The following is a 26,320-nucleotide window of genomic DNA, read 5'->3' on the forward strand; positions in this document are numbered from 1 at the left end:
GGGGCGCCTGCTACACAGCCAGCGTGCGAAGCGGCGGCAGACGCGCCACGAAGCAGCTGTCGAGCCGAATCGAAGCACCGTGCCAGCCATCACGAAGTCATGTCCGAGATCAGCATTCACGAACTGGAAGCCGCGATCAACTTCTGGCGCACCCGCTCACCTTCAAGCGGCGACGAACACGTTCTGTGCAAGGAGGCAAGCGCGCTCTCCAAGCCGTATGCGCTGCTGATTGTACAGCGTCAGCAGTCGCTATCACTCGATCGTTTCGACCCGATTGCAAGGCAGGCCTGGGAAGCTTACGTTCAACTTAAGAATAGCCTGTAGAACTGAAGGTTTGCCTAGGGAATTGCCTGCATTGTCCTTTCATGGTCACCTGATTACGCGGCGAGTTAGGCATAAACACGCATAAAGGCCCGTAATTATTTGTATTACATAGTAATCCCGTCGATGAATGCGGCAAGCGCGATGTCGCGTTCGGTCACGCCGTTCGCTTCATGGGTGGAGAGCGTGATGTCGACCTTGTTGTACACGTTGAACCACTCGGGATGGTGGTCCATCTCCTGCGCCTTGATCGCGACGCGCGTCATGAAGCCGAAGGCCTCGTTGAAGTCGGCGAACTCGAACGCGCGGCGAATCGCGTCACGCTCAGCCACGCTTTGCCAGCGATTCAGTTTCGCCAGTTGCCGGGTTCGCTCGTCGGAAGTCAGTTTCTGAATCATGGTGTTACCTCGCTCGTGGAACACGCTCGCCGGCAGGCGGACGAATCCGTCATTTTTTCATGGTTGCGCAACGCTCGCCGCACGCTGGGCCGGATCGGTTAGCGATGGCTTTTCGTTCAAACGTCGCCGCTGGTGTTCCAACCCTCGCGGGTTCCACGCGTAATCACGCAGTCGCCGTCGAACAGGTCGCCCGCCGCGTAGGCAGGTGCGTTGGCGAGCTTCGTCAGCAGCGGCGTGAAGTCGGTTTGCGCGACGTGGAAAAGTTGCGCGAAGTCATCGATGACGAAATAGTTTGTTGGAACGTATCGATGCGATAACGCGTGTGCATCACGCGTTCCAACGCGAAGCCGAGTCGGTTCGGCGCTGCGCTTTGCTGGCTATGCAGCGTCTGCGCCTTGCTCGAAACGATGCCCGCGCCGTAGATCTTCAGGCCGTTCGGACCCGGGTCATCGCGGATCAGCCCGAACTCCACTGTGTACCAATAGAGCCGCGCGAGCAGCGGCAGCGGGCCGTAGCGCTCAAGCGGGCTGATCGATCGTGAAGTCGGCGCGGGTCTCGAGACCGGCGTCGAACTGTTCCTTGAGTTTGGCGGTGCTGGCGGTGGACATGGCTAGGCTGCAGTAAGACGAATTGCCTGAAATTGGTGTATGCGAGTGTAGAGCGGAGCACGTGCGGAAAGGGCGCAAGCTTCGCGTAAAAGCGGATGGTTATGCGATAATCGTGTGTTAAATGGCAGATTAATGCGGGATATCACCATGCTTGAACTCGACCACTTCGATCTCGCGCTGCTCGACGTGCTGCAGCGCTTCGGCCGCGCCACGCATCAGCAGTTGGCGGAGCAGGTGCCGCTGTCGCCGTCGCAGATCGGGCGACGCCTGCAACGGCTGGAACAGGTCGGCGTGGTGGATGGCTATCGCGTCGTGCTGCGGCCCGAAAAGCTTGGGCTCGGCGTCACCGCTTTCACGAGCCTGAAGCTGAAGCATCACGGCGATTCGATCATCGAGCAGTTTCAGCAGCAGATCGACTTGCTGCCCGAAGTGCTCGAATGTCACGCGGTCGTCGGCGATGCCGACTATCTGCTGCGCATCGTCGCGCCGGATCTGAATTACCTGTCGACCTTCGTGATGAAGAAGCTGATGCGCGTGCCGGGTGTCGATAGCGTGCGCTCGAATATCGTGCTGACCACGTTCAAGCGCAATGGGCCGTTGCCGCTCGGGCATCTGGCGCCGGGGGCGGCGGCGGTTTGAGGGTTCGAAGCCGTTGCCGGCAGTGCCGACTGACAGGAAGAGGGGAGCCGCGCATGCCTTGCCGCGGCCCCTGCGGTGACGGGATCTCTATGCCGCCCGCTGCGGCTCGTCGTCGGCATTCAGCAGATCGACATACGCGACCGGCACCAGATCCGCTTCCGATACGCCAAGGCTCTTGAACATCGCTTGTGCTTCCGCGTGGCCGCCTTCTTCGTCGTCGTCCTGCGCGAGCACCACTTCGAGTTCGACGAAATCGCCGAGACCGTCGACGCGATCCAGATGAATCCGCGTGCGCCCGATCAGATATACGTGCCGCTCTTTCGAGACGATGCCGCGCGTGGTCAGCGCGGTCGCGAGCAGCGCATGCATCGCTTCGGGATTCGTCACCGGACTGCGCGTGTAGTACGACGCCTTCGGGCCGTCGCGGTCGTCGCGCTGATAGAAGATCAGCTCGGCCGGCGTGCCGTCGTCGAACTGGCGCAGCTTCAGGCGGCCGCGCGGCACGTCGTAGAAAAAGTCCTGCTGGCGGAAGATCAGCGGCGCGTCCGTCGCGAGCTGTGCGGCGCGCTCGCGCAGTTGGTCGAAATGCTGGGCGCGGGCTTTGATTTCGATGTTGCGTGCCATGTCAGGCTCCTGTGGATGGGGGAAGTGACCGGCGGCTCCGGAGTTGCTGGTGTTGCCAGGCGGAGGCCGCCGGGAAGGACGAAGCCAGGCGGAACGGAAAGCTGCGAGGGCGCTACGCGAGCGCAAACCGCTAATCTAGCAAAAACTTCGTGACGGAGCGGTTTCAGCTCGGCGGACAAGTGGAAGAGGGCGGGCATTAGCGAGGCTCATATCGCAACGCGTCAGACCGTCCCCGCTCAAATCGCCCACTGCTGTTCGATCAGCTTCAACGCCGCCGCGATCGCTGGCTCGTCCTTGCGCTCGTCGAGCGTGATGAAGCTCAGCTGCGTCGGCACCGTTATGCCATCGACGATCGTCAGCGCGTGCGCATGCGCCTCCGCGATCGCGGTTGCATCGCGCGCAAGCGTGAGACCGACGCCCGATTTGACCAGATCGAGCATCGACGGCTCCTGGTCCACCTCGGCCACCTTGACCGGCTTCACACCCGCTTCGCCGAAACAGCGCGACAGCAGCCGGTTGTGCGCGGACGCCGGCGGCGTCCAGATCCACGGCAGCGCCGCGAGCGAGCGCCAGTCTCGCGCACCCTTCACGCGATCTTTCCAGCCCGCCGGCGCGAGCACGCGATACTGGAAATGCGTGAGCGTGACCGCGTGAAACGTGGCGCCGTCGCGCGTCTCGTCGTCGGCGGGCAGGCCAATGTAATAGCCGACGTCGAGCTCGCCCGCGCGAATCTGTTCGCGCACCCAGCCCGACATGCCGTGGCGCAGCGCGGTTTCGATCTGCGGCCAGGTCTCGACGAGCTGCTTCAGGAAACCGCCGAGGCGCAAAAACTCGGGGTCGAGAATGGTGCCGATGCGCAGACGCCCGCGTACTTCCTGGCGCAGCGTCTGCGCCGCCCGCTGGACGTCGGCTGCCGCGCCGAGCGCGCGTTGGGCATGCGGCAGCAGCGCCTGGCCGTCGCGGGTCAGCGCGAGCCCGTGCGAAGTCCGCGTGAACAGCGTCACGCCGAGCGTCTCCTGCAAGTGCTTGATTTGCAGGCTGACGGCAGGTTGGGTCAGATGCAGTTGCACCGCGGCACGCGTAAGGTTGCCCTCGCGTGCGACGGTGACGAAGGCCCTAAGGAGAGTGAGATCCATATGCTGATATTAGCGCGGCTTATAGCGCAGATGAGCATTACTTATTGGATTTGTCGCTCGTAAGGGCCGTACGCTTGGTGTTCAGCACGCTTGTGCGCGCGGCATCGCGCGCGAAGCGGAAGATTTCACAGGAAAGAGGAACGAGATGAGCGAGACATATTCCGACGCAACCGCGCAGGACGAAGCCGCACGCAGCGCGGCGAGTGCACGCGCGCTGAGCCATTTCATCAACGGCAAGACCGTCGAAGGCACGAGCGGGCGCTTCGGCGACGTCTTCAATCCGGCGCTCGGCAGCGTCAGCGCGCGCGTGCCGCTCGCGAGCGTCGCCGAGGTGGACGCCGCGGTCGCTGCCGCCAAAGCCGCGTTTCCCGCCTGGAGCGAAACCGCGCCGATCAAACGCGCGCGGGTGCTGTTCAAGTTCAAGGAACTGCTCGACCGTCATCACGATGAGCTCGCGGAGCTGATCACGCGCGAGCACGGCAAGGTGTTTTCCGACGCCAAGGGCGAGGTGATGCGCGGCATCGAGATCGTCGAATTCGCGTGCGGCATCCCGAATCTGCTGAAGACCGATTTCACCGATCAGATTGGCGGCGGCATCGACAACTGGAATCTGCGGCAGCCGCTCGGCGTGGTCGCGGGCATCACGCCGTTCAATTTCCCGATGATGGTGCCGTGCTGGATGTTCCCCGTCGCGCTCGCGTGCGGCAACACTTTCGTGCTGAAACCGTCCGAACGCGATCCGTCCGCGTCGAACCGGCTCGCCGAACTGCTGAAGGAAGCCGGCCTGCCGGACGGCGTGTTCAACGTCGTGCACGGCGACAAGGTCGCGGTCGACGCGCTGCTCGTGCATCCGGAAGTCAGCGCGCTGTCGTTCGTCGGCTCCACGCCGATCGCCGAATACATCTACACCGAAGGCACGAAGCGCGGCAAGCGTGTGCAGGCGTTGGGCGGTGCCAAGAATCACCTCGTCGTAATGCCCGACGCCGATCTCGACCAGGCCGTCGACGCCCTGATCGGCGCCGCCTACGGCTCGGCCGGCGAGCGCTGCATGGCGATTTCGGTGGCGGTCGCGGTGGGGCATATCGCCGACGAGCTGATCGAGCGTCTGACGCCGCGCGTGAAGAACCTGAAGATCCTCAACGGCATGGAAGCGGCGGCCGAGATGGGGCCGCTCGTCACCGGCGCGCATCGCGACAAGGTGCTCGGCTATATCGACGCTGGCGTCGCCGCGGGCGCGAAGCTCGTCGTCGATGGGCGCGGTCATCAGGTCGCGGGGCACGAGAAGGGTTTCTTCCTCGGCGGCACGCTGTTCGACGACGTGTTACCCGACATGAAGATCTACCGCGAGGAGATTTTCGGACCGGTGCTATGCGTCGTGCGCGTGCCCGACTTCGCCTCCGCAGTCGAACTGATCAACGCGAATCAGTTTGCGAACGGCGTGTCGCTGTTCACGTCCGACGGCGGCATTGCACGCGCGTTTTCCCGGCAGATCGAGATCGGCATGGTCGGCATCAACGTGCCGATTCCGGTGCCGATGGCCTGGCATTCGTTCGGCGGCTGGAAGAAGTCGCTGTTCGGCGATCATCATGCGTACGGCGAGGAAGGCGTGCGGTTTTACACGCGCTACAAGAGCATCATGCAGCGCTGGCCTGACAGCATCGCGAAGGGCGCCGAATTCACGATGCCGGTCGCCAAGTAAGCTGGCGTCTTTGCGCGGCATCAAGTCGGCAAGCGCGCCAGGAAAACAATAAAAGCGCAATAAAAGCGCAATAAAAGCGCTTCGCGGCGCACGCGTGGAAGCGATCGAGCAGCCACGCGTGCGCCGCAAAAATGCTTAGGAGGCTGAACGATGATTCATACCGACAGTACGCCTCGCGCCGCACGGCGACTCGAAGGCGAGTTCGACTACGTCATCGTCGGCGCGGGTACCGCCGGCTGCGTGCTGGCGAACCGGCTCACCGAAGATCCCGACATCCACGTGCTGCTGCTCGAAGCCGGGGGGAAGGACGACTATCACTGGATTCACGTGCCGGTCGGCTACCTGTATTGCATCGGCAATCCGCGCACGGACTGGCTGTACAAGACCCAGGCCGAGCCGGGTCTGAACGGCCGCACGCTGTCGTATCCGCGCGGGCGTGTGCTCGGCGGCAGTTCGTCGATCAACGGCATGATCTACATGCGCGGTCAGCGGGAAGACTACGACGAGTGGGCGCGTGTGACGAACGACAGGACGTGGTCCTGGAACGCGGTGCTGCCGGTCTTCAGGCGCAGCGAGGATCACCACGGCGGCGCCAACGAAGCGCACGGCGCGGGCGGACCGTGGCGCGTCGAGAAGCAGCGCCTCAAATGGAAGATTCTCGAAGAGTTCGCGCAAGCCGCGCAGCAAACCGGCATCCCCGCCACCGACGATTTCAATCGCGGCGATAACACCGGTGTCGGCTACTTCGACGTCAACCAGAAGCGTGGCATTCGCTGGAATGCGTCGAAGGCATTTTTGCGGCCCGCGTTGAAGCGGGAGAACCTCACTGTCATCACCGGTGCCCACACGCAGCGTGTCGTGTTCGATGGCCGCCGCTGCACCGGAGTCGAATATCGTGGCGGCGAGGTCGACTATCTCGCCAAAGCGCGTTGCGAAGTGATCCTTTCCGCCGGCGCGGTCAACTCGCCGCAACTGCTCGAATTGTCCGGTGTCGGCAATGGCGCGCGTTTGCAGAATCTCGGCATCGAGGTCGTTCAGGATCTGCGCGGTGTCGGTGAAAATCTGCAGGACCATCTGCAACTGCGCATGGCGTATCAGGTGCAGGGCGTGCGCACGCTGAATACGATGTCCGCGCACTGGTGGGGCAAGCTGATGATCGGCATGCAGTACGCGTTGTTTCAGAGTGGACCCATGTCGATGTCGCCGTCGCAACTCGGCGCGTTCGCGAAGTCCGACGCCGACGATCGCTCGCTGTCGCGACCCGATCTCGAGTATCACGTGCAGCCTTTGTCGCTTGATCGCTTCGGGGAACCGCTGCATCGCTTCAATGCGTTCACGGCTTCGGTGTGTCAGCTGCGCCCCACGTCGCGCGGCAGCATTCATATTGCGTCGGCCGATGCTTGCGCGCCACCGTTGATCGCGCCGAACTATCTGTCGACCGACTACGACCGCCACGTCGCCGCGAACGCGCTACGTCTGACGCGTCGCATCGTCGCGGCGCCCGCGCTCGCGCGCTATCAGCCGCGGGAGATCCTGCCGGGCCTCCAGTATCAAAGTGAAGAAGAATTGCAGCAGGCCGCGAGCGCGGTCGGCACGACGATCTTCCATCCGGTCGGCACCTGCCGCATGGGCACGACCGACGATCCCGCCGCGGTCGTCGACAACCGGCTACGAGTTATCGGAGTCGAGGGCTTGCGTGTCGTCGATGCGTCGGTGATGCCCAACATCACGTCAGGTAACACCAATTCGCCGACGCTGATGATCGCCGAGCGCGCCAGCGACATGATCCGCGAGGATCGTCGCGCGCGCGTGAGCGGCAGCATGGCCGCGCATACCGGTGTTGACGCGTCGATGTCAGCTGTGTGACATGACTCGGTGAGCGCACCGGTCCCGTTTTCCGCCGCGGACGTGAAGCGTGCGTGTGAACCGCGCGTCACATGCGCACGGCGCGGGCCTCGTTCCCTAAGTGCAAATCCCAATGATTGCGCTGCATCATTGGCGCGACAATGGCAGCCATGCTGCGTGCCGCGCCATGGCTCACCGTCCGGATTGGTGCAGCACGCCAACGAGCGGCAAGGGGTGCCGCAAAAATAACAAGTCGCGCAGAGCTTCGCGCGGAAAGATCGTAGTGCTTCGCCTTACTCCGTATGGAAGGGAACATGATTCTCGGCGATACGATTCTCGAAACGCGCGGCCTCACCCGCGAGTTCAAAGGCTTTGTCGCCGTGAACGGCGTGAACCTGCGCGTGCGCCGTGGCTCGATCCATGCGCTGATCGGCCCCAATGGAGCGGGCAAGACCACCTGCTTCAATCTCCTTACCAAATTTCTCGAACCCACCGCGGGCCAGATCGTTTTCAACGGTGTCGATATCACCGGCGAACGGCCAGCTCAGATCGCGCGGCGCGGCATCATCCGTTCGTTCCAGATTTCCGCGGTATTTCCGCATCTGACGGCATTGCAGAACGTGCGCATCGGGTTGCAGCGCTCGCTCGGCACCGCGTTTCACTTCTGGAAGAGCGAGCGTACGTTGCGCCGTCTGAACGATCGCGCGATGGATCTGCTGACCCAGGTCGGCCTGACCGATTTCGCCGATGTGTTGACGGTCGAGCTCGCCTACGGCCGCAAGCGCGCGCTCGAAATCGCGACCACGCTCGCGATGGAGCCGGAACTGATGCTTCTCGACGAGCCCACGCAAGGCATGGGGCATGAGGACGTCGATCGTGTGACCGCGCTGATCAAGAAAGTGTCGGCCGGACGCACGATCCTGATGGTCGAACACAATATGAATGTGATCGCCGGTATCTCCGACACGATCACCGTGCTGCAACGGGGTGAAGTGCTCGCCGAGGGCAGCTACGCGGAAGTGTCGAAGAATCCGCTCGTGATGCAAGCCTACATGGGCAGCGCCGACGCGGCGCTCGCCGGAGCCCACGCATGAATACGACGGTCGAGCGCGAAGGCCTCGAAGCGAACGAAACGAAAAGCGGCGCACCCGCGCTGGAAATCGCGGGACTGCAAGCCTGGTACGGGGAATCCCACATTCTGCACGGCGTCCATCTGTCGGTCGGCCGCGGCGAGGTCGTGACGCTGCTCGGACGCAATGGCGCGGGCCGCACCACGACGCTACGCGCGATCATGGGCCTCACGGGTCGCCGTACCGGCTCGATCCGTATCGACGGACGCGAAACGGTCGGCTTGCCCACGCATCGCATCGCGCATTGCGGCATCGGCTATTGCCCGGAAGAGCGCGGCATTTTTTCGAGCCTGTCGTGCGAGGAAAATCTGCTGCTGCCGCCGCCCGTCGGCGACAAGGCGCGCATGATGTCGATCGAGGAAATCTACGCGATGTTCCCGAATCTGCACGAGCGGCGCATGAGTCAGGGCACGCGGCTCTCGGGCGGCGAACAACAGATGCTCGCCGTCGCGCGGATTCTGCGCACCGGCGCGAATCTGCTGCTGCTCGACGAAATCTCGGAAGGGCTCGCGCCCGTGATCGTGCAGGCGCTCGCGCGCATGATCGTTACGCTGAAGGCGCGCGGCTACACGATCGTGATGGTTGAGCAGAACTTCCGCTTCGCCGCGCCGCTCGCGGATCGTTTCTATGTGATGGAGCACGGCATGATCGTCGAGCATTTCGGGGCTAGCGAACTTGAAGGCAAGATGCCGGTGCTGCACGATTTACTGGGCGTATAGACACGGACACACGCGCGCCCGACTGCCTCTGATAACCACAAGCGAAGAACCAGGAGACATGCATGAAAAAGAACCCACTCGCGCGAATTGCCTCACTCTGTTTCGCAGTCGCCGCCGGCACCGCACTGACGCTGGGCAGCGCGCAAGCGGCCGACGATGCTGTGAAGATCGGCTTCATCACGGACATGTCGGGGCTGTACGCGGATATCGACGGGCAGGGCGGTCTTGAAGCGATCCGGATGGCGGTCGCCGACTTCGGCGGCAAGGTGAACGGCAAGCCGATCACGGTGCTGTACGCGGATCACCAGAACAAGGCGGACATCGCGGCATCGCGCGCTCGTGAGTGGTTCGACCGCGACGGCGTGGACATGGTGATCGGCGGCACGAACTCGGCGACCGCGCTGTCGACTAACACCGTCGCGGGCGAGAAGCACAAGGTCTATATCAACGTTGGCGCCGGCGCCGATACGTTGACCAACGAGCAATGCACGCCGTACACGATCCACTACGCATACGACACGACCGCGCTCGCGAACGGCACGGGCTCGGCCGTGACGAAGCAGGGCGGCAAGACGTGGTACTTCCTGACGGCAGACTACGCATTCGGCAAGGCGCTCGAAAAAGCGACCTCGGAGGTCGTGAAGGCGAACGGCGGCCAGGTGCTCGGCGAGGTGCGTCATCCGCTGTCGGCGTCGGACTTCTCGTCGTTCCTGCTGCAGGCGCAGGCGTCGAAGGCACAGATCCTCGGCCTCGCGAACGCGGGCGGCGACACGATCAACGCGATCAAGGCCGCGAAGGAATTCGGCATCACCAAGACGATGAAGCTCGCCGCGCTGCTGATGTTCATCAACGACGTGCACAGCCTCGGTCTCGAAACGACGCAAGGTCTCGTGTTGACCGACAGCTGGTACTGGAACAAGGACGCCGACACGCGTAAGTGGTCGCAGCGCTACTTCGACAAGATGAAGAAGATGCCGTCGAGCCTGCAGGCTGCCGACTACTCGGCGACGATGAACTATCTGAAGGCGGTGCAGGCGGTGGGCTCGACCGACCCGGACAAGGTGATGGCGCAGTTGCACAAGACGAAGATCGACGACTTCTACGCGAAGGGCTACATCCGTCAGGACGGCAGCATGATCCACGACATGTACCTGATGCAGGTGAAGACGCCGGCCGAATCGAAGGAGCCGTGGGATTACTACAAGATCACTGCGACGATTCCGGGCGATCAGGCCTTCACGACCAAGGCGCAGACCCGCTGCGCGCTGTGGAAGTAAGCGCGGGCGCAGTAAGCGGTCGAGGACCGCGCAGACCTGAGAGAACCGCCGGCGCTGCAGGGGCACGCGCTGGCGGATGACCGTTTCAGATGCCGTACGCCGATGGGCAGCGTCGCCGCTCGTCGCGTGCCGGCCGGATCGTGCGTCACCGATCTCACCTTGACGATGGCTTGAAGGGCTAAGGGCTTCAATGGACATCTTTGGCGTTCCGCTACCGGCGATGCTGAGCCAGCTTCTGCTCGGGCTCGTGAACGGCTCGTTCTACGCGATTCTGAGCCTCGGGCTGGCGATTATTTTCGGCCTGCTCAACGTGATCAACTTCGCGCATGGCGCGCTGTTCATGCTCGGGGCGATGCTCGCGTGGATGGGGCTGTCGTATTTCAATCTGCCGTACTGGGTGATGCTCGTGCTCGCGCCGCTGATCGTCGGACTGGTCGGCATCGCGATCGAGCGCTCGATGCTGCGCTGGCTTTACAAGCTCGATCATCTGTATGGCCTGTTGCTGACGTTTGGCCTCACACTCGTGATCGAAGGCGTATTCCATTCGATCTACGGCTCGTCGGGCCAGCCGTACGATGTGCCGTCGGCGCTGTCGGGCGCGACCAATCTCGGCTTCATGTATCTGCCGAACTATCGCGCATGGGTGGTGGTCGCGTCGCTGGTCGTGTGCTTTGCGACCTGGTTCGTGATCGAGAAGACGCGGCTTGGCGCGTATCTGCGCGCGGGCACCGAAAACCCGAAGCTCGTCGAGGCGTTCGGCGTCAACGTGCCGCTGATGATCACGCTGACCTACGGCTTCGGCGTCGCGCTCGCGGCGTTTGCCGGCGTGCTCGCGGCGCCGGTGATTCAGGTCTCGCCCCTGATGGGCCAGTCGATGATCATCACCGTGTTCGCGGTGGTCGTGATCGGCGGCATGGGCTCGATCATGGGCTCGATTCTGACCGGCCTGATGCTCGGCGTAGTCGAAGGACTCACGCGCGTGTTCTACCCCGAGGCGTCGGCGACCGTCGTCTTCGTGATCATGGCGCTCGTGTTGCTCGTGCGTCCGGCGGGTCTTTTCGGCAGGGAAAAATGATGCAGAGAAAGGTGCTCTACGGTCTGCTGCTGATCGTGCTGCTCGCGGTGCCGGTGCTCGGCATCTATCCGCTCTTCGTGATGAAGGTGCTGTGCTTCGCGCTGTTCGCGGCCGCCTTCAATCTGCTGATCGGCTATACGGGCTTGCTGTCCTTTGGTCATGCGATGTTTCTCGCGTCGGCCGGTTACGTCACCGGCTATGCGATGCAGACGCTCGGCTTTTCGCCGGAGCTCGGCGTGCTGAGCGGCACCGCGGCGGCGACGCTGCTTGGGCTCGTCGTCGGCTTCTTCGCGATTCGCCGTCAGGGTATCTACTTCGCGATGGTGACGCTCGCGCTCGCGCAGATGGTCTACTTCGTGTTCCTGCAGGCGCCGTTCACGCACGGGGAAGACGGGCTGCAAGGCGTGCCGCGGGGCAAGCTGTTCGGCGTGCTCGATCTCTCTTCGGACCTCGCGCTATATTTCGTCGTGCTCGCGGTGATCGTCGCGGCTTTCCTGCTGATCGTGCGGATCGTGCATTCGCCGTTCGGGCAGGTGCTCGTCGCGATCAAGGAAAACGAGCCGCGCGCGGTGTCGCTCGGCTACGACACCGACCGTTTCAAGCTGCTCGCATTCATCCTGTCGGCCGGCATTGCGGGTCTCGCGGGTTCGCTGAAGGTGCTGGTGCAAGGCTTCGAAACGCTGAGCGATGCCTATTGGACGATGTCCGGCCTCGTGATCCTGATGACGCTGGTGGGCGGCATGGGCACGCTGTTCGGGCCGTTGCTCGGCGCCGCGTTGATCGTGTCGCTCGAAGACAGGCTCGGCGATATCGGCGCGGCACTCGCGTCGATGACCGGCATCGACTGGTTCCGCTCGCTCGGCGAATCGGTGACGATCGTCACCGGGCTGATTTTCATCGCGTGTGTGCTGGCGTTCCGGCGCGGCATCGTCGGTGAGATCGTCGCGCGAGTGCGACCGTTGCGGGCTTGAGATTGGCTGTTGGATCCCGCCCGCGTGGTCGCTCGCTTGATGCAGTGCGATACGAGATTGCTTCGACGTCCGATCTAATTGCGGCTCGTGCTGAAGGTCCGCTGGATCAAGGGCTCGGGCGAACCTGTGGCAAACCGTGTGATGAAATGCGTCCTCCGCGCCCCAATCCGGTGCCGCAGTGCACCACTAGGGTAATTGCTAGTTGTGACTGTTGGGGGTGGTCGTTTAATCTTCATGCAGTTCTGATGCACCACGAATTTGCAGGTGGAGAACGAGGAGACAAGTGAGGCACTCAGTGCCCAGAAGAAAGCGCTGTTGGATTGATATCCAACAGCGCTTTTTTATTTGTGTTTATCGAATTTTTTGACGCAATCTCCCGGCTATTTCACGCGCCATTTTTTACTCTCCGTTAGCCGCTGGGGTAAACATCACAAGCCTGCGAAACGCTTGCAGCACGGCGCTTGCGTCCGCTACACTCGCTTATTCACCGACCACTGGGTTGGCAATTAAATCCGCGGATTTAATTGCAATTGAATAACGGGGTTAATAGAGGAGCAGGATGAAGTCGGCATTGCGTTGGATCAGCGCGGCATTGGTCGCCACAGGGGTCTCGGCTGCCTGGAGCGGCCATGCGTTCGCGGACGTGAAAATCGGCGTCACCGTGTCGGCAACAGGACCGGCCGCATCGCTCGGCATTCCGGAAAAGAACACGATCGCGCTACTGCCGAAAGAAGTGGCGGGCCAGAAGATCGACTACATCGTCCTCGACGACGCAACCGATTCCACCCAGGCGGTCAAGAACGCCCGCAAGCTCACTAGCGAAGACCACGTCGATGCACTGATCGGCTCGACCGTCGTGCCGAACTCGCTCGCCATGATCGACGTCGCTGCCGAAACCTCGACGCCGATGATCTCTCTGGCCGCGGCCGCGGGCATCGTCGAGCCGATGGACGCGAAGCGTGGATGGGTCTTCAAAACGCCGCAAAACGACATTCTGATGGCCACGGCGATCGCGCAGCACATGGCCAATCACGGCGTGAAGACGGTCGCGTTCATCGGCTTTTCCGACGCGTACGGCGAGAGCTGGTTCAAGGAATTCAGCAAAGCCGCTGACCTCGCGAAGATCAAGATCGTCGCGAACGAGCGCTTCGCGCGCAACGATGCATCGGTCACGGGCCAGGTGCTGAAGATGATGTCGCAGAACCCGGACGCGGTGCTGATCGCCGGTGCGGGCACGCCGGCCGCGCTGCCGCAGAAAACGCTGAAGGAGCGCGGCTACAAGGGCAAGTACTATCAGACGCACGGCGTCGCGAACAACGACTTTCTGCGCGTGTGCGGCAAGGATTGCGAGGGCACGTGGCTGCCCGCTGGCCCACTGCTGGTCGCCGAGCAACTGCCCGAGGCGAATCCGGTGAAGAAAAGCGCGCTTGCGTACAAGCATGCGTATGAAACGGCATATGGCGCGGGGTCGGTGTCGACGTTCGGCGGTCACGCATGGGACGCGGGTCTGCTGCTGCAGCATGCGATCCCGCTCGCGTTGAAGAAGGGGCAGCCAGGCACGCCGGCATTCCGCGAGGCGCTGCGTGCCGCGCTCGAAGGCACGAAAGATCTGCCCGCGTCGCACGGCATCTTCAACATGAGCGGGAACGACCATGCCGGCCTCGATCAGCGGGCGCGCGTGATGGTGCAGATCGTCGACGGCAAGTGGAAGCTCGCCGGCGACTGAGCGAAGGCTCTGCGCCACGGGACCTCATCGAAAAAGACGCGTGCGGTTGACGCGTCTTTTTTATTATCCGGGCCAGGTGTCCGCATCGCGCAAAAGTGTGGTTTCGCTGCTTCAGGACAAACCCGCATTTGGCGCACGCTCTCTTGACCGTCGATCATGCAGAACGCAAACTACTAACATATTAGTGGTTTATGAAATGCCTGGTTGGAATAAAGCCGCGGCACAGAAACGCGGCGTATGACGCGAATGCGCGCTCGCGCGACGCGAGAGGAGCGGTACCCAACGCAGCTCGGGAAGGTATGCGCGCCGAGCAGGGAAAACCATGCTTGGCACACCTGAACCCGCTCACTAGATTCAAACACCCGGCCCAGCAAGCCGGTTTACAGATAGGCGCTTTTCAAAGCGTTTGGAGACTCGCAATGAAAAAGACAAGGCATTGGGTACGCACCGGCATCGCGATGGCGCTGATGTGCGGCGCGGGGGCTGCATTCGCGCAGGTGAAGATCGGCGTCACGTTGTCGACGACGGGGCCGGCCGCGTCGCTCGGGATTCCTGAAAAGAACACGATCGCGTTGCTGCCGAAGGAGATCGGCGGCAAGAGCGTGCAGTACATCATCCTCGACGACGGGTCGGACACCAGCAAGGCCGTGCAGAACACGCGCAAGCTGATCGACGAAGACCACGTCGACGCGATCATCGGCTCGACCGTCACGCCGAATTCGCTCGCGATGCTCGATCCGGCCGCTGAGGGCAAGACGCCGGTGATCTCGCTCGCGGCATCGGCCGCGATCATTCAGCCGATGGATGCGAAGCGCGCATGGGCATTCAAACCGCCTCAGAACGACAGCCTGATGGCCGAAGCGATCGCCGATTACATGCAGCATCACGGCGTGAAGACGGTCGGCTTCATCGGATTCTCGGACGCATACGGCGACAGCTGGAACACGACGTTCGACGCCGCCGCGAAAGCGCACAACCTGAAGATCGTGTCGAACGAGCGCTTCAACCGCACCGATGCATCGGTGACGGGCCAGGTGCTGAAGACGATGGGCGCGAATCCCGACGCGGTGCTGATCGCGGGCTCGGGCACGCCGTCGGCGCTGCCGGCCAAGACGCTGAAGGAGCGTGGCTACAAGGGCAAGGTCTATCAGACTCACGGGGTCGCGAACAACGACTTCCTGCGTGTGTGCGGCAAGGATTGCGACGGCGAACTGCTGCCGGCCGGTCCGATTCTCGTCGTCGATCAATTGCCGGATTCGAACCCGGTGAAGAAGTCGGCGGAAGCCTATAAGAACGCCTATGAGAAGGCGTATGGCGTGGGTTCGGTCGCGACCTTCGGCGGCCACGCATGGGATGCCGGCCAGATGTTGCAGGCTGCGATTCCGGTCGCGCTGAAGACCGCCCAGCCGGGCACGCCGGAGTTCCGCGTGGCGCTGCGCAACGCGCTCGAAAACATCAAGGAGCTGCCGGTGTCGCACGGCATCATGAACACCACCGCGAACGACCACAACGGCCTCGACCAGCGCGCACGCGTGATCGTGCAGATCGTCGACGGCAAGTGGAAGTTGCAGAACAACTAAGACTATTTACAAAAACAAGTAGCGGTACGCGCCTCTCGCGCAATCTGCGGTGCATGACGCCGCATTGCCATTGTGTTCGACGACAATGGCATCGACCGCCGCGCCGCGTCCCGGCGCGGCGGTTGTCTTTTCTGACATGCAGATCGATGGCCGGCTTCGCACCGCGCCGTCGCGACTGTTTCCCGGTTTTTCGATTTCGACGCTTCAGGACGAGGAAGTATGGATCTATCAATTGCGGCGATCCTCGCGCAGGACGGCATCACGACCGGCGCGATCTACGCGCTGCTCGCGCTTGCGCTGGTGCTGGTGTTCTCCGTCACGCGGGTGATCTTCATCCCGCAAGGGGAGTTCGTTTCGTACGGTGCGTTGACGCTCGCCGCACTGCAAACGCAGAAGTTTCCGGTCACCTGCTGGCTGTTGATGGCGATGGGCGCGGCATGCTTCGTCGTCGAGACGGCGGCCGTCTTGCGGCATGCTGAGCGGCGTCGTCATGCGGCGCGCACGCTGCCCGTGCTGGCGGGGAAGTACCTGCTGTTTCCGATCGCGGTCTACGCGCTCACGCGCGGCATCTTCCTGCAGCCGCTGCCGATGATCGTGCAGATCGCGCTGACGCTGCTGATCGTGATTCCGATGGGTCCGTTCGTGTATCGCCTTGCCTACGAGCCGATCGCGGAGGCGACCACGCTGCTGCTGTTGATCGTCGCGGTGGCCGTGCATTTCGTGATGGTCGGTCTCGGCCTCGTGATGTTCGGCGCCGAAGGCTCGCGCACCAACGCGTTTTCCGATGCGACGTTCAGCATCGGCACGTTGTCGATCTCCGGACAGAGCCTGTGGGTGATCGGCACCGCGGCCGTGCTGATCGGCGCGCTGTATTTGTACTTCGATCGCTCGATTTCGGGCAAGGCGTTGCGCGCGACGTCGGTGAACCGGCTCGGCGCGCGGCTCGTCGGCATCGGCACCACGCAGGCGGGACGCCTCGCATTCACGCTTGCGGCGGGGCTCGGCGCACTGTGCGGCATCCTCGTCGCGCCGCTCACGACGATCTACTACGACTCGGGCTTCCTGATCGGTTTGAAGGGCTTCGTGGGCGCGATCATCGGCGGTCTGGTCAGCTATCCGCTGGCGGCGGCCGGCTCGATTCTCGTTGGTCTGCTGGAGTCGTATTCGTCGTTCTGGGCTAGTGCTTATAAGGAAGTGATCGTTTTCACGTTAATCATCCCGGTGCTGCTGTGGCGCAGTCTTGCGAGCCCGCACGCCGAAGAGGAAGCGGAGTGACACGATGAAACGAATCATGCAAAAGAAGTTCTTCTGGTTGTTCCTCGTGGTGCTGTTCGCTTTGCCGGTTTTGCCGCATCCGATCCATGTACCCGAGTACTGGGTCACGCTGCTGAACTACATCGGTCTCTATTCGATCGTCGCGATCGGCCTCGTGCTGTTGACCGGCATCGGCGGGATGACGAGCTTCGGGCAGGCCGCGTTCGTTGGCATCGGCGCGTATGCAACCGCGTATCTGACGACGAACTTCGGCGTGTCGCCGTGGCTCGCACTGATCGCGGGCGTGATCGTCACTGCCCTGGTTGCGCTGATGCTCGGTCTCGTGACGATGCGCCTATCCGGCCACTTTCTGCCGCTCGGCACGATTGCTTGGGGGCTCGCGCTGTTCTACCTGTTCGGCAATCTCGACATGCTCGGCAAGTACGATGGCATCAACGGCATCCCGGTGTTGAATGTTTTCGGGATCAATCTTGAGTCCGGCCGCCATATCTATTACCTGATCTGGGTGGTCGTGCTCGGTGCGGTCGTCTCTGTTCAGAATCTGCTTAATAGCCGGCCGGGTCGCGCAATCCGCGCGTTGCGCGGCGGTGGTCTGATGGCCGAGGCAATGGGCGTCAACACCGGCTGGATGCGCGTCGTGATTTTCGTCTATGCGGCGGTGCTTGCGTCGGTCTCGGGTTTTCTGTACGCGCACTTGCAGCGCGCCGTGAATCCGACGCCGTTTGGACTGAATCACGGCATCGAGTTCCTGTTCATGGCGGTGGTGGGCGGCGTCTCGCACGTCTGGGGCGCGGTGCTCGGCGCGGCGATCCTGACCGTGCTGCAGGACTATTTGCAGACGCTGCTGCCAAAACTGCTCGGCGAGAACGGCAACTTCGAAGTGATCGTGTTCGGCATCATCATGGTGCTGCTTCTGCAGTACGCGCGGCAGGGCGTCTGGCCGTTCGTCGCGCGCTTTTTCCCGCGTGGCCCGCGGGCGCATCTCGTCGATCACGCGGATCCTTTGCCGCAGCGCAACAAGCCACAGACCGGCGAAGACCTGCTGACGGTGAATAAGGCGCGCAAGCAGTTCGGCGGTCTGGTCGCGGTGAACGACGTCAGCTTCGAGGTCAAAGCAGGGCAGATCATCGGGCTGATCGGACCGAACGGCGCAGGCAAGTCGACGACCTTCAATCTCGTGACCGGTGTGCTGCAGGCGACAAGCGGCGAGATCACGTTCCGCGGCGAGCGCATCGATGCGCTGAGTTCGCGTGAAATCGTCAAGCGCGGCATCGGCCGGACGTTCCAGCACGTGAAGCTACTGCCGGGTATGACCGTGCTCGAGAACGTCGCGATCGGTGCGCATCTACGTGGCCGTGCGGGCGTGTGGCGCAGTGTCGTGCGGCTGAACAGCTCCGAAGAGCAGCGGTTGATGGCCGAAGCCGCTCGGCAGATTCGCCGCGTCGGCCTCGAACAGCACATGTATGACGAAGCGGGCAGCCTGGCGCTTGGTCAACAGCGGATTCTCGAAATTGCGCGCGCCCTGTGCTGCGACCCGACTCTGCTATTGCTCGATGAACCGGCCGCTGGTCTCCGGTATCAGGAAAAGCTTCAGCTCGCCGACCTGCTGCGCAGACTGAAGACAGAAGGGATGAGCGTGCTGCTCGTCGAGCACGACATGGATTTCGTGATGAATTTGACGGACCGGCTCGTGGTGATGGAGTTCGGCACGCGGATCGCTGAGGGCCTGCCGCAGGAAGTCCAGCAGGATCCGGCGGTGCTCGAAGCGTATCTGGGTGGGGTGGAATGATGGACGACATGACAACGACCGGCGTGGCGGCAACGGGACCGATTCTCGAAGTGAGCCAACTGTCCGTGCGCTACGGCAAGGTTGAAGCGCTGCACAATGCGGCGATCAAGGTGCGGGCGGGGCAGATCGTCTCCGTGATCGGCCCGAACGGCGCGGGAAAGTCGACGCTGCTGAATGCGATCATGGGCGCGTTGCCGACGTCCGGGCATGCGAAAGGCGCGGTTTCCTATCAGGGCGACGACGTCAGCGCGACGCCGGTCGAAAAACGCGTTGCGCTTGGTATGTGCCTGGTGCCGGAAAAGCGCGAGCTTTTCGCTTCGATGACCGTCGAGGACAATCTGCTGCTTGGCGCCTACCGGCGCAAGCGAGCAGGGGAGCGCAACTTTCTCGATCAGCTGGAACCGGTGTTCGAACTGTTTCCGCGGCTGAAGGAGCGGCGCAAGCAGGCGGCCGGCACGCTTTCCGGCGGCGAGCGGCAGATGCTCGCGGTCGGCCGCGCCCTGATGGGCAAGCCCGATCTGCTAATGCTGGACGAGCCGAGCCTTGGTCTCGCGCCGCTGATCGTGAAGGAAATCTTTCACATCATCAGCGCCTTGCGGCAGACGGGCGTCGCGACGCTGCTGATCGAGCAGAATGCGCGCGCTGCATTGCAGATCTCGGACTACGGCTACGTGCTGGAAACCGGCGAGTTAGCACTGGAAGGACCGGCAACCGACCTCGCGCAAAATCCCCGGGTGATCGAAACCTATCTCGGTCTTGCGAAAAAGGTCGCATAAGCCCGCACTTATTTCGCTGATCGCTGTCTCTGGAAGCGGTGTGTTTCACGTGAAACACACCGCTTTTTTATTGTTTCACCATTCGGACGAAATTCGGGCCGAAACTGAACCCGTTATAATTCGCCCATACATTTCTTTTGAAGGCTCACGCGACGATCTGGCGTGAGATCCCGCGATGCTTTTTCCCTCAGAATTTGACGTAATCGTCGTCGGTGGCGGTCATGCCGGCACCGAAGCTGCTTTGGCGTCGGCGCGCATGGGCAACAAAACGCTGCTTTTGACCCATAACATCGAGACCCTTGGTCAGATGAGCTGCAATCCGTCGATTGGCGGCATTGGCAAAGGCCATCTGGTCAAGGAGGTCGATGCGCTGGGTGGCGCCATGGCGGCCGCTACCGACGAAAGCGGCATCCAGTTTCGGATCCTGAATTCGTCGAAAGGACCGGCGGTCCGCGCGACGCGCGCTCAGGCTGACCGCGTGCTGTACAAAGCGGCGATCCGCCATCGTCTAGAGAATCAGCCGAACCTCTGGCTATTTCAGCAGGCCGTCGACGATCTGATGGTCGAGGGCGACCGCGTGGTCGGCGCCATCACGCAAGTGGGTATTCGTTTCCGGTCGCGCGCGGTGGTGCTAACCGCGGGCACGTTCCTCGACGGCAAGATTCACGTGGGGTTGAACAACTACACCGGCGGACGCGCGGGCGACCCGGCTGCGGTTTCGCTGTCGGCGCGGTTGAAAGAGCTGAAGCTACCGCAGGGCCGGCTTAAGACCGGTACGCCACCGCGAATCGACGGTCGCACGATCGACTATTCGCAGCTCGAAGAGCAGCCCGGCGATCTGGACCCGGTGCCGGTGTTTTCGTTCCTCGGGCGTGTCGAGCAGCACCCGCGCCAGGTGCCGTGCTGGGTCACGCATACGAATCAACGGACACACGACATCATTCGCGGCGGTCTCGATCGTTCGCCAATGTACACGGGCGTCATCGAGGGGGTGGGGCCACGCTATTGCCCGTCGATCGAGGACAAGATTCACCGGTTTGCGTCGAAGGAATCGCATCAGATCTACCTCGAGCCGGAAGGTCTGACGACCAACGAGTTCTATCCGAACGGGATCTCGACGAGCCTGCCCTTCGATGTGCAGCTCGCGCTGGTGCGTTCCATGCGCGGGCTCGAGCATGCGCATATCCTGCGCCCGGGCTACGCGATCGAGTACGACTATTTCGATCCGCGTGGCCTGAAGGCATCCCTAGAAACGAAGGTAATCAGTGGCCTGTTCTTCGCCGGACAGATCAACGGTACGACCGGCTACGAAGAGGCAGCTGCACAGGGCACTCTGGCCGGCATCAACGCCGGTCTGTTCGTGCAAGGCAAGGAAGCATGGTGTCCGCGTCGCGACCAGGCTTATCTCGGCGTGCTCGTGGACGATCTAGTCACGCGCGGGGTGTCCGAGCCGTACCGGATGTTCACGAGCCGCGCGGAGTACCGTCTGAGCTTGCGCGAAGACAACGCCGATGCGCGGCTGACGGAGATCGGGCGCGAACTCGGCGTGGTCGATGACGCCCGCTGGGACGCCTTCAGTCGCAAGCGTGACGCTGTTTCACGTGAAACACAGCGCTTGCGTTCAACCTGGGTCAATCCTAAGACCTTACCGGCAGAAGAGGCGACCGCCTTGCTTGGCAAGCCAATCGACCACGAATACAGTCTCGCGGACCTGGTGCGTCGTCCGGGCGTCAGCTACGACGGCGTCTGCGGGCTGCGTGACGGCACCTGTGGCGCGCCCGAAGCACTTGCGGAAGACCCCGTGCTGCTCGCGCAAATCAAGGAACAGATCGAAATCGGCGTCAAATATCAGGGCTACATCGACCGACAGGCCGGTGAGATCGAACGCAACGAGGCGCAAGAGAACACGCGTCTGCCTGAAGGGCTGGACTACACCGAGGTCCGTGGGCTGTCGTTCGAAGCTCGCCAGAAGTTGATGCAGTTCCGGCCGGAAACGATCGGACAGGCGTCGCGTATTTCCGGTATCACGCCTGCCGCCATCTCGCTGCTGATGGTCCATCTGAAGCGTGGCCTCGGGCGTCGTCCGTCGAAGTCCGCCGAGCCCGGCGCCGACAGCACGCCGGTGGTTCAATGACGGCAGCGCAGAGGGGAATCGACCAGCAGGCCTTGGCGTCATTGCTGGCGGACGGTGTCCGTGAACTTGGTCTCGAACTCAGCGACGCGCAGCAGCGCAAGCTGCTTGATTACGTCGCGCTGCTCGCGAAGTGGAACAACGTCTACAACCTGACAGCGATCCGCGATCCGAGGCAGATGCTAATCCAGCACATTCTCGATTCGCTATCGATCGTGCCGCACCTGGCGCCGCGCGGGCCGTCGTCGGTGCTCGACGTCGGTTCGGGCGGGGGGCTGCCGGGTATCGTGCTCGCGATCGTGCTGCCCGATTGGACCATCACGACGAACGACATCGTCCATAAGAAGACTGCCTTTCAGTCGCAGGCGAAGGCGGAACTGGGCCTCGCGAACCTGTCGATTGTGACCGGTCGGGTGGAGACGCTGCGGCCTGGCGCCGAAGTACCGGCAAAGTTCGACGTAATTGTCTCGCGCGCGTTCGCAGAACTCTCGGATTTCGTTACACTGGCCCGTCATCTGGTTGCGGAGCAGGGCGCAATTTGGGCGATGAAGGGTATGCGGCCGGATGCCGAAATCGCGCGTCTGCCGGCGGGCGCTCACGTGGAACAGATCATCCGGCTGAACGTGCCGTCGCTCGATGCCGAGCGGCATCTGATCGAGGTGCGAGTGGACCCCGAAAGCTGACGGCCACTTCGGCCTGTCAGCACCCTCAACGATTTTCACTTCATCCAAGCAGCAAAAGGGACACACCAACGATGGCAAAAATCTTCTGCGTTGCGAACCAGAAGGGCGGCGTCGGCAAGACGACCACCACAGTCAATCTGGCCGCGAGCCTGGCAGCGCAGGGACAGCGAGTCCTTCTCATCGATCTGGACCCGCAAGGCAACGCCACGATGGGCAGCGGTATCGACAAGGCCGAATGTACGAACACGGTCTACGAGGTGCTCGTGGACAACGTGTCGGTGGCCGATGCGCGCGTACGGCCCGAGGCGGTCGGATACGACGTGCTTCCCGCGAACCGTGAGCTCGCGGGCGCCGAGGTCGAACTCGTCAGCATGCAGAATCGCGAGCGTCAACTGAAGGCGGCGCTCGCCGGGGTCGAGGGCGAGTACGATTTCGTGCTGATCGATTGCCCGCCGGCTTTGTCACTGCTGACGCTCAACGGACTATGCGCCGCGCACGGCGTCGTCATTCCGATGCAGTGCGAATACTTCGCGCTCGAAGGTCTGTCCGACCTCGTCAACACGATCAAGCAGGTCCATGCGAATCTGAATCGCGACCTCAAGGTGATCGGTCTGCTGCGCGTCATGTTCGATCCGCGCATTACGTTGCAACAGCAAGTCTCGGATCAATTGAAAGAGCACTTCGGCGACAAGGTCTTCGACGCGGTGATTCCACGCAACGTGCGATTGGCCGAGGCGCCCAGCTACGGGCTGCCCGGTGTGGTGTTCGACAGGGCGTCGCGAGGCGCGCAGGCGTACGTGCAGTTCGGCGTCGAAATGATTGAGCGGGTGCGCGCGCTGAATGACGCGCCCCAGGCATCCTAAGCGGATCGAGGAAGCACGATGAATGCAGTAGCAAGAAAGAAGGGACTGGGCCGCGGTCTGGAGGCATTGCTCGGCGGCACCGCCGATATCACCGAGGCAGCGGTGATCGACGGCGCGCCGAACGTATTGCCGCTCGGCAAGATGCAGGCGGGCAAATACCAGCCGCGCACGCGCATGGACGAAGGCGCGCTGCAGGAGCTTGCGGCGAGCATCCGCGCGCAAGGGCTGATGCAGCCGATTCTCGTGCGTCCGATCGCGGCGGACCGCTATGAGATCATCGCGGGGGAGCGGCGTTTTCGCGCGGCGCGGCTTGCGGGCCTCGACGAGGTGCCGGTGCTTGTGAAGGACGTGCCCGACCAGGCCGCCGCGGCGATGGCGCTGATCGAAAACATCCAGCGCGAGGATCTGAATCCCCTCGAAGAGGCCCAAGGTATCCAGCGCCTGCTCGACGAATTCAATTTCACGCATGAGCAGGCGGCAGAGTCGGTGGGCCGTTCGCGCAGCGCGGTGTCGAACCTGCTGCGTCTGCTGAACCTTGCGACACCGGTACAGACGATGTTGCTCGCCGGCGATCTCGACATGGGCCACGCTCGCGCGCTGCTCGCCGTCGATGCCGCGACGCAGATCACGCTGGCCAACCAGGTCGTCAACAAGCGCCTGTCTGTGCGCGAGACGGAAAAGCTGGTTGCGATGACCACGAAGGTGACGCCGGCGGCCAAGGCCCGCGCGAATCCGGACGGCGGCCGTGACACGCGACGCCTGGAAGAGGAACTGTCGGACCTGCTGTCCGCTACGGTGAAAATCAAGCTCGGCCGACGCGGTCGCGGCCAGGTGCTGGTGGACTTCGGCGATCTCGACGCGCTGGAAGGCATTCTGGTTCGTTTGCGCGGGAACGCGAACGTCTGAGCACAGATTGGCGCTCAGCAGGCAAGAGTGGTGAACGGCTGGCGGCCTGTGCATGAGCACTGCCGCGAGTTGGTCTACCTCGGTGCGAGCGACTATTGCGGATTCCAAAACAACCGATGCACGAATAATCAGGAATCCTAGCTTCAGACGCTCCCCATTCACGCGATAATCATCCTGACGAGCCGCTATTAAAAGCGACCCGATCATCATCGAAATTTGCGGTGAGGCTGATTCAGTTCATTAGAAGAGCCATCCCGTTCAGCCCTTAAAAAAGAGGCATTTGTTGCATTTTCGAGACGTCTGCCGCTGCGTCGGAACGCACTGCCAACGAGCTTTGATCCACGCGACCACCCGCACGGGTTTTGCCGCCCCCCGCCCGCCTTACATTTGACGTGTTTCGCGCCGTTAGCGTACGTTTTACCGCATCGTGAAGGGAAGTTTCACGCGGTTATAGGCTGGCCTAAAGTCTTGAATTGCCTGCAACTATCGCTTACAATCGCCCGGATTTAATTGCACGGCAACCCCGTAAGCGCTGCGTAAACTCGCGGGCTGAACGAGACTTTCGGAACATTGCGATGGCGGTCAAAACGTCGAATCTGTCGCCGGAGAATGGTGACGACAGACACCGCGCTGAACGCTCCGCACCCGAGATGTCCTCCAGTCGGCAGTTCGATCCGGCCGAAGCGTGGGATGACGCGCAGGAAGATAACAATATCGTTCCGCTCACGCGGGCCGAGGCGGAAAAGCTGTTTGGTCCCGGCGTGGGTCGTCCATCGCGCGTAACGCCGTTCAGGGTCGTCGCAGCGCAAATGGTTTTGTCCCTGGTCGCAACGCTGTTGTGGTGGCTGTTCTACAAGCCGCCGGGCGCTGCTGCGCTGTCCGCGTTCCTCGGGGGGGCGATCTGCTGGGTGCCGGGCGCGTTGTTCGCGGCACGACTGAAAAAGCAGGGCGGCGCCGAGACCGTGATGAGCTGGATGATCGGCGAAGCACTCAAGATGGGGACAACGATTGCGATGTTTGTCGCAATCGCCTTCTGGTATCACGACGTACGCTGGATTCCGCTGCTCGTGACCTACCTCATCGCGCTGAAGACTTACTGGATCGCCTTGGCGTGGCGCTAAGGTAGCAGCACAAAAAACAGCAGCAAAAAGAATTTAAGGCCGGCGCGCAGCGCCGGCACGGGTGTGCGGGTGAGACAGGGCCCGCACCCGGCGCGTTCCCGCAACACAGTGTTCCGGCGGGAGCGGCCTCGAACGATTTTCGACAATTTGGGTGGCTTTAACGATATGGCAGCTAGCGAAGGCACGCGCGCAATGGATCCGTCCGAGTACATCGCGCACCACTTGCAGAACTTTTCCACCGCACACCAGACGTCGATTTTCGACATCCATGTGTGGAATCTCGACACCCTTTTCTGGTCGATCGTGTGCGGCCTCGTCACGATCTTCGTGCTGCATCTGGCAGCCCGCAAGGCAACGGCCGGCGTGCCGGGTCGCTTCCAATGCGCGATCGAAATGCTTGTCGAAATGGTCGAGGATCAATCGAAGGCCATGATCCACGGCTCGCGCACCTTCATCGCGCCGCTCGCGCTGACCGTGTTCGTCTGGGTCGCGCTAATGAACTCACTCGACTTCATTCCCGTCGACCTGCCGGGCCGTGTGATCGGCTGGCTGGGTCTGTCCGAAGCCATCCCGCACCACCGCATCGTGCCGACCGCCGACCTGAACGGCACGATCGGTATCGCGCTCGGCGTGTTCGTGCTGATGATTTACTACAACTTCAAGATCAAGGGCGTTGGCGGCTTCGTGCATGAACTGCTGTCCGCTCCGTTCGGCGCGCATCCGCTGCTGTGGATCCCGAACCTCGCACTGAACATCATCGAGTTCGTCGCGAAGACGGTCTCGCTCGGCATGCGGTTGTTCGGCAACATGTACGCGGGCGAACTGTTGTTCCTGCTGATTGCCCTGCTCGGCAGCCTCTGGAGCTTCGGCGCGGACACGACGGTGCTTGGCTTCATCGGCCACGTGGTCGCCGGCACAGTGTGGTCAATCTTCCACATCCTGATCGTTCTGCTGCAGGCGTTCATTTTCATGATGCTGACGCTGGTGTACATCGGCCAGGCACACGACACGCACTAACCTGCGCCGTC

The 26,320-nt window shown here is 62.3% G+C and carries 23 protein-coding genes and 1 pseudogene; 20 read left to right on the plus strand and 4 right to left on the minus strand.

What is annotated here, in order from left to right; genetic code table 11:
- Positions 1–99 precede the first annotated feature (99 nt).
- Positions 100–324 (plus strand): DUF3717 domain-containing protein, encoded by a 225-nt coding sequence (locus HWY30_RS04175; RefSeq protein ID WP_090802357.1) that lies wholly within the window; start codon positions 100–102, stop codon positions 322–324.
- A 104-nt stretch (positions 325–428) separates the two neighbouring features.
- Here the strand turns inward: HWY30_RS04175 and HWY30_RS04180 are convergent, their stop codons facing one another.
- Together HWY30_RS04180 and HWY30_RS04185 are read right to left on the minus strand one after the other, a co-directional pair.
- On the minus strand, positions 429–719 hold the full coding sequence (locus HWY30_RS04180; protein ID WP_184051905.1) for a 4a-hydroxytetrahydrobiopterin dehydratase: 291 nt from the start codon (positions 717–719) through the stop codon (positions 429–431).
- 116 nt (positions 720–835) lie between these two features.
- Positions 836–1,224: pseudogene (locus HWY30_RS04185) on the minus strand (phenylalanine 4-monooxygenase); the annotation flags it as partial.
- Between the two features lie 250 nt (positions 1,225–1,474).
- Here HWY30_RS04185 and HWY30_RS04190 point away from each other — a divergent pair.
- Entirely contained in the window at positions 1,475–1,966 is a 492-nt protein-coding gene (locus HWY30_RS04190) for an Lrp/AsnC family transcriptional regulator (RefSeq protein ID WP_090805519.1), read from the plus strand.
- A gap of 87 nt (positions 1,967–2,053) precedes the next feature.
- Here the strand turns inward: HWY30_RS04190 and HWY30_RS04195 are convergent, their stop codons facing one another.
- Together HWY30_RS04195 and HWY30_RS04200 are read right to left on the minus strand one after the other, a co-directional pair.
- The gene (locus tag HWY30_RS04195) at positions 2,054–2,590 is read right to left on the minus strand and encodes a class IV adenylate cyclase (protein ID WP_090802361.1); all 537 of its coding nucleotides are present in this window, start codon (positions 2,588–2,590) and stop codon (positions 2,054–2,056) included.
- A gap of 236 nt (positions 2,591–2,826) precedes the next feature.
- The gene (locus HWY30_RS04200; RefSeq protein ID WP_090802362.1) at positions 2,827–3,726 is read right to left on the minus strand and encodes a LysR family transcriptional regulator; all 900 of its coding nucleotides are present in this window, start codon (positions 3,724–3,726) and stop codon (positions 2,827–2,829) included.
- Positions 3,727–3,871: 145 nt separating this feature from the next.
- Here HWY30_RS04200 and HWY30_RS04205 point away from each other — a divergent pair, with 145 nt between their 5' ends.
- From HWY30_RS04205 to atpB, 18 genes are all read left to right on the plus strand, one after another.
- A complete protein-coding gene (locus HWY30_RS04205) occupies positions 3,872–5,425 on the plus strand; it encodes a CoA-acylating methylmalonate-semialdehyde dehydrogenase (protein ID WP_167368612.1) in 1,554 nt (517 codons plus the stop codon).
- 150 nt (positions 5,426–5,575) lie between these two features.
- Positions 5,576–7,291 (plus strand): GMC family oxidoreductase, encoded by a 1,716-nt coding sequence (locus tag HWY30_RS04210; protein WP_090802364.1) that lies wholly within the window; start codon positions 5,576–5,578, stop codon positions 7,289–7,291.
- Between the two features lie 293 nt (positions 7,292–7,584).
- Positions 7,585–8,364: an ABC transporter ATP-binding protein gene (locus HWY30_RS04215; RefSeq protein WP_018418872.1), complete on the plus strand. Its 780-nt coding sequence runs from the start codon at positions 7,585–7,587 to the stop codon at positions 8,362–8,364.
- Positions 8,361–9,119, plus strand: a complete 759-nt coding sequence (locus tag HWY30_RS04220; protein ID WP_090802366.1) for an ABC transporter ATP-binding protein — start codon at positions 8,361–8,363, stop codon at positions 9,117–9,119. Before HWY30_RS04215 ends, HWY30_RS04220 begins: the two co-directional genes overlap by 4 nt.
- 62 nt (positions 9,120–9,181) lie before the next feature.
- Positions 9,182–10,396 (plus strand): ABC transporter substrate-binding protein, encoded by a 1,215-nt coding sequence (locus HWY30_RS04225; protein ID WP_090802368.1) that lies wholly within the window; start codon positions 9,182–9,184, stop codon positions 10,394–10,396.
- Positions 10,397–10,586: 190 nt separating this feature from the next.
- Positions 10,587–11,471: a branched-chain amino acid ABC transporter permease gene (locus tag HWY30_RS04230; protein ID WP_090802370.1), complete on the plus strand. Its 885-nt coding sequence runs from the start codon at positions 10,587–10,589 to the stop codon at positions 11,469–11,471.
- Positions 11,471–12,442 (plus strand): branched-chain amino acid ABC transporter permease, encoded by a 972-nt coding sequence (locus tag HWY30_RS04235; RefSeq protein WP_167368667.1) that lies wholly within the window; start codon positions 11,471–11,473, stop codon positions 12,440–12,442. Before HWY30_RS04230 ends, HWY30_RS04235 begins: the two co-directional genes overlap by 1 nt.
- 559 nt (positions 12,443–13,001) lie before the next feature.
- On the plus strand, positions 13,002–14,168 hold the full coding sequence (locus HWY30_RS04240) for an ABC transporter substrate-binding protein (RefSeq protein ID WP_090802374.1): 1,167 nt from the start codon (positions 13,002–13,004) through the stop codon (positions 14,166–14,168).
- Between the two features lie 419 nt (positions 14,169–14,587).
- Complete coding sequence (locus tag HWY30_RS04245; protein WP_090802376.1) at positions 14,588–15,748, plus strand: ABC transporter substrate-binding protein; 1,161 nt, start codon at positions 14,588–14,590, stop codon at positions 15,746–15,748.
- A 219-nt stretch (positions 15,749–15,967) separates the two neighbouring features.
- The gene (locus tag HWY30_RS04250; protein WP_090802377.1) at positions 15,968–17,023 is read left to right on the plus strand and encodes a branched-chain amino acid ABC transporter permease; all 1,056 of its coding nucleotides are present in this window, start codon (positions 15,968–15,970) and stop codon (positions 17,021–17,023) included.
- A 4-nt stretch (positions 17,024–17,027) separates the two neighbouring features.
- Entirely contained in the window at positions 17,028–18,812 is a 1,785-nt protein-coding gene (locus tag HWY30_RS04255; protein ID WP_090802380.1) for a branched-chain amino acid ABC transporter ATP-binding protein/permease, read from the plus strand.
- Positions 18,812–19,588 (plus strand): ABC transporter ATP-binding protein, encoded by a 777-nt coding sequence (locus tag HWY30_RS04260; protein WP_090802382.1) that lies wholly within the window; start codon positions 18,812–18,814, stop codon positions 19,586–19,588. Before HWY30_RS04255 ends, HWY30_RS04260 begins: the two co-directional genes overlap by 1 nt.
- 175 nt (positions 19,589–19,763) lie before the next feature.
- Positions 19,764–21,722: a tRNA uridine-5-carboxymethylaminomethyl(34) synthesis enzyme MnmG gene (mnmG, locus tag HWY30_RS04265; protein ID WP_090802383.1), complete on the plus strand. Its 1,959-nt coding sequence runs from the start codon at positions 19,764–19,766 to the stop codon at positions 21,720–21,722.
- A complete protein-coding gene (gene rsmG, locus HWY30_RS04270; protein WP_090802385.1) occupies positions 21,719–22,402 on the plus strand; it encodes a 16S rRNA (guanine(527)-N(7))-methyltransferase RsmG in 684 nt (227 codons plus the stop codon). Before mnmG ends, rsmG begins: the two co-directional genes overlap by 4 nt.
- Before the next feature lie 71 nt (positions 22,403–22,473).
- Positions 22,474–23,265 (plus strand): ParA family protein, encoded by a 792-nt coding sequence (locus HWY30_RS04275; protein ID WP_090802387.1) that lies wholly within the window; start codon positions 22,474–22,476, stop codon positions 23,263–23,265.
- 18 nt (positions 23,266–23,283) lie between these two features.
- Entirely contained in the window at positions 23,284–24,171 is an 888-nt protein-coding gene (locus tag HWY30_RS04280) for a ParB/RepB/Spo0J family partition protein (protein WP_090802389.1), read from the plus strand.
- Between the two features lie 575 nt (positions 24,172–24,746).
- Complete coding sequence (locus HWY30_RS04285) at positions 24,747–25,292, plus strand: ATP synthase subunit I (protein ID WP_090802391.1); 546 nt, start codon at positions 24,747–24,749, stop codon at positions 25,290–25,292.
- Between the two features lie 165 nt (positions 25,293–25,457).
- Entirely contained in the window at positions 25,458–26,309 is an 852-nt protein-coding gene (gene atpB / locus HWY30_RS04290; protein ID WP_090802392.1) for a F0F1 ATP synthase subunit A, read from the plus strand.
- The last annotated feature ends 11 nt before the right edge of the window (positions 26,310–26,320 follow it).

The sequence above is a fragment of the Paraburkholderia tuberum STM678 genome (genome assembly GCF_902833905.1).
GTDB lineage: Bacteria > Pseudomonadota > Gammaproteobacteria > Burkholderiales > Burkholderiaceae > Paraburkholderia > Paraburkholderia tuberum.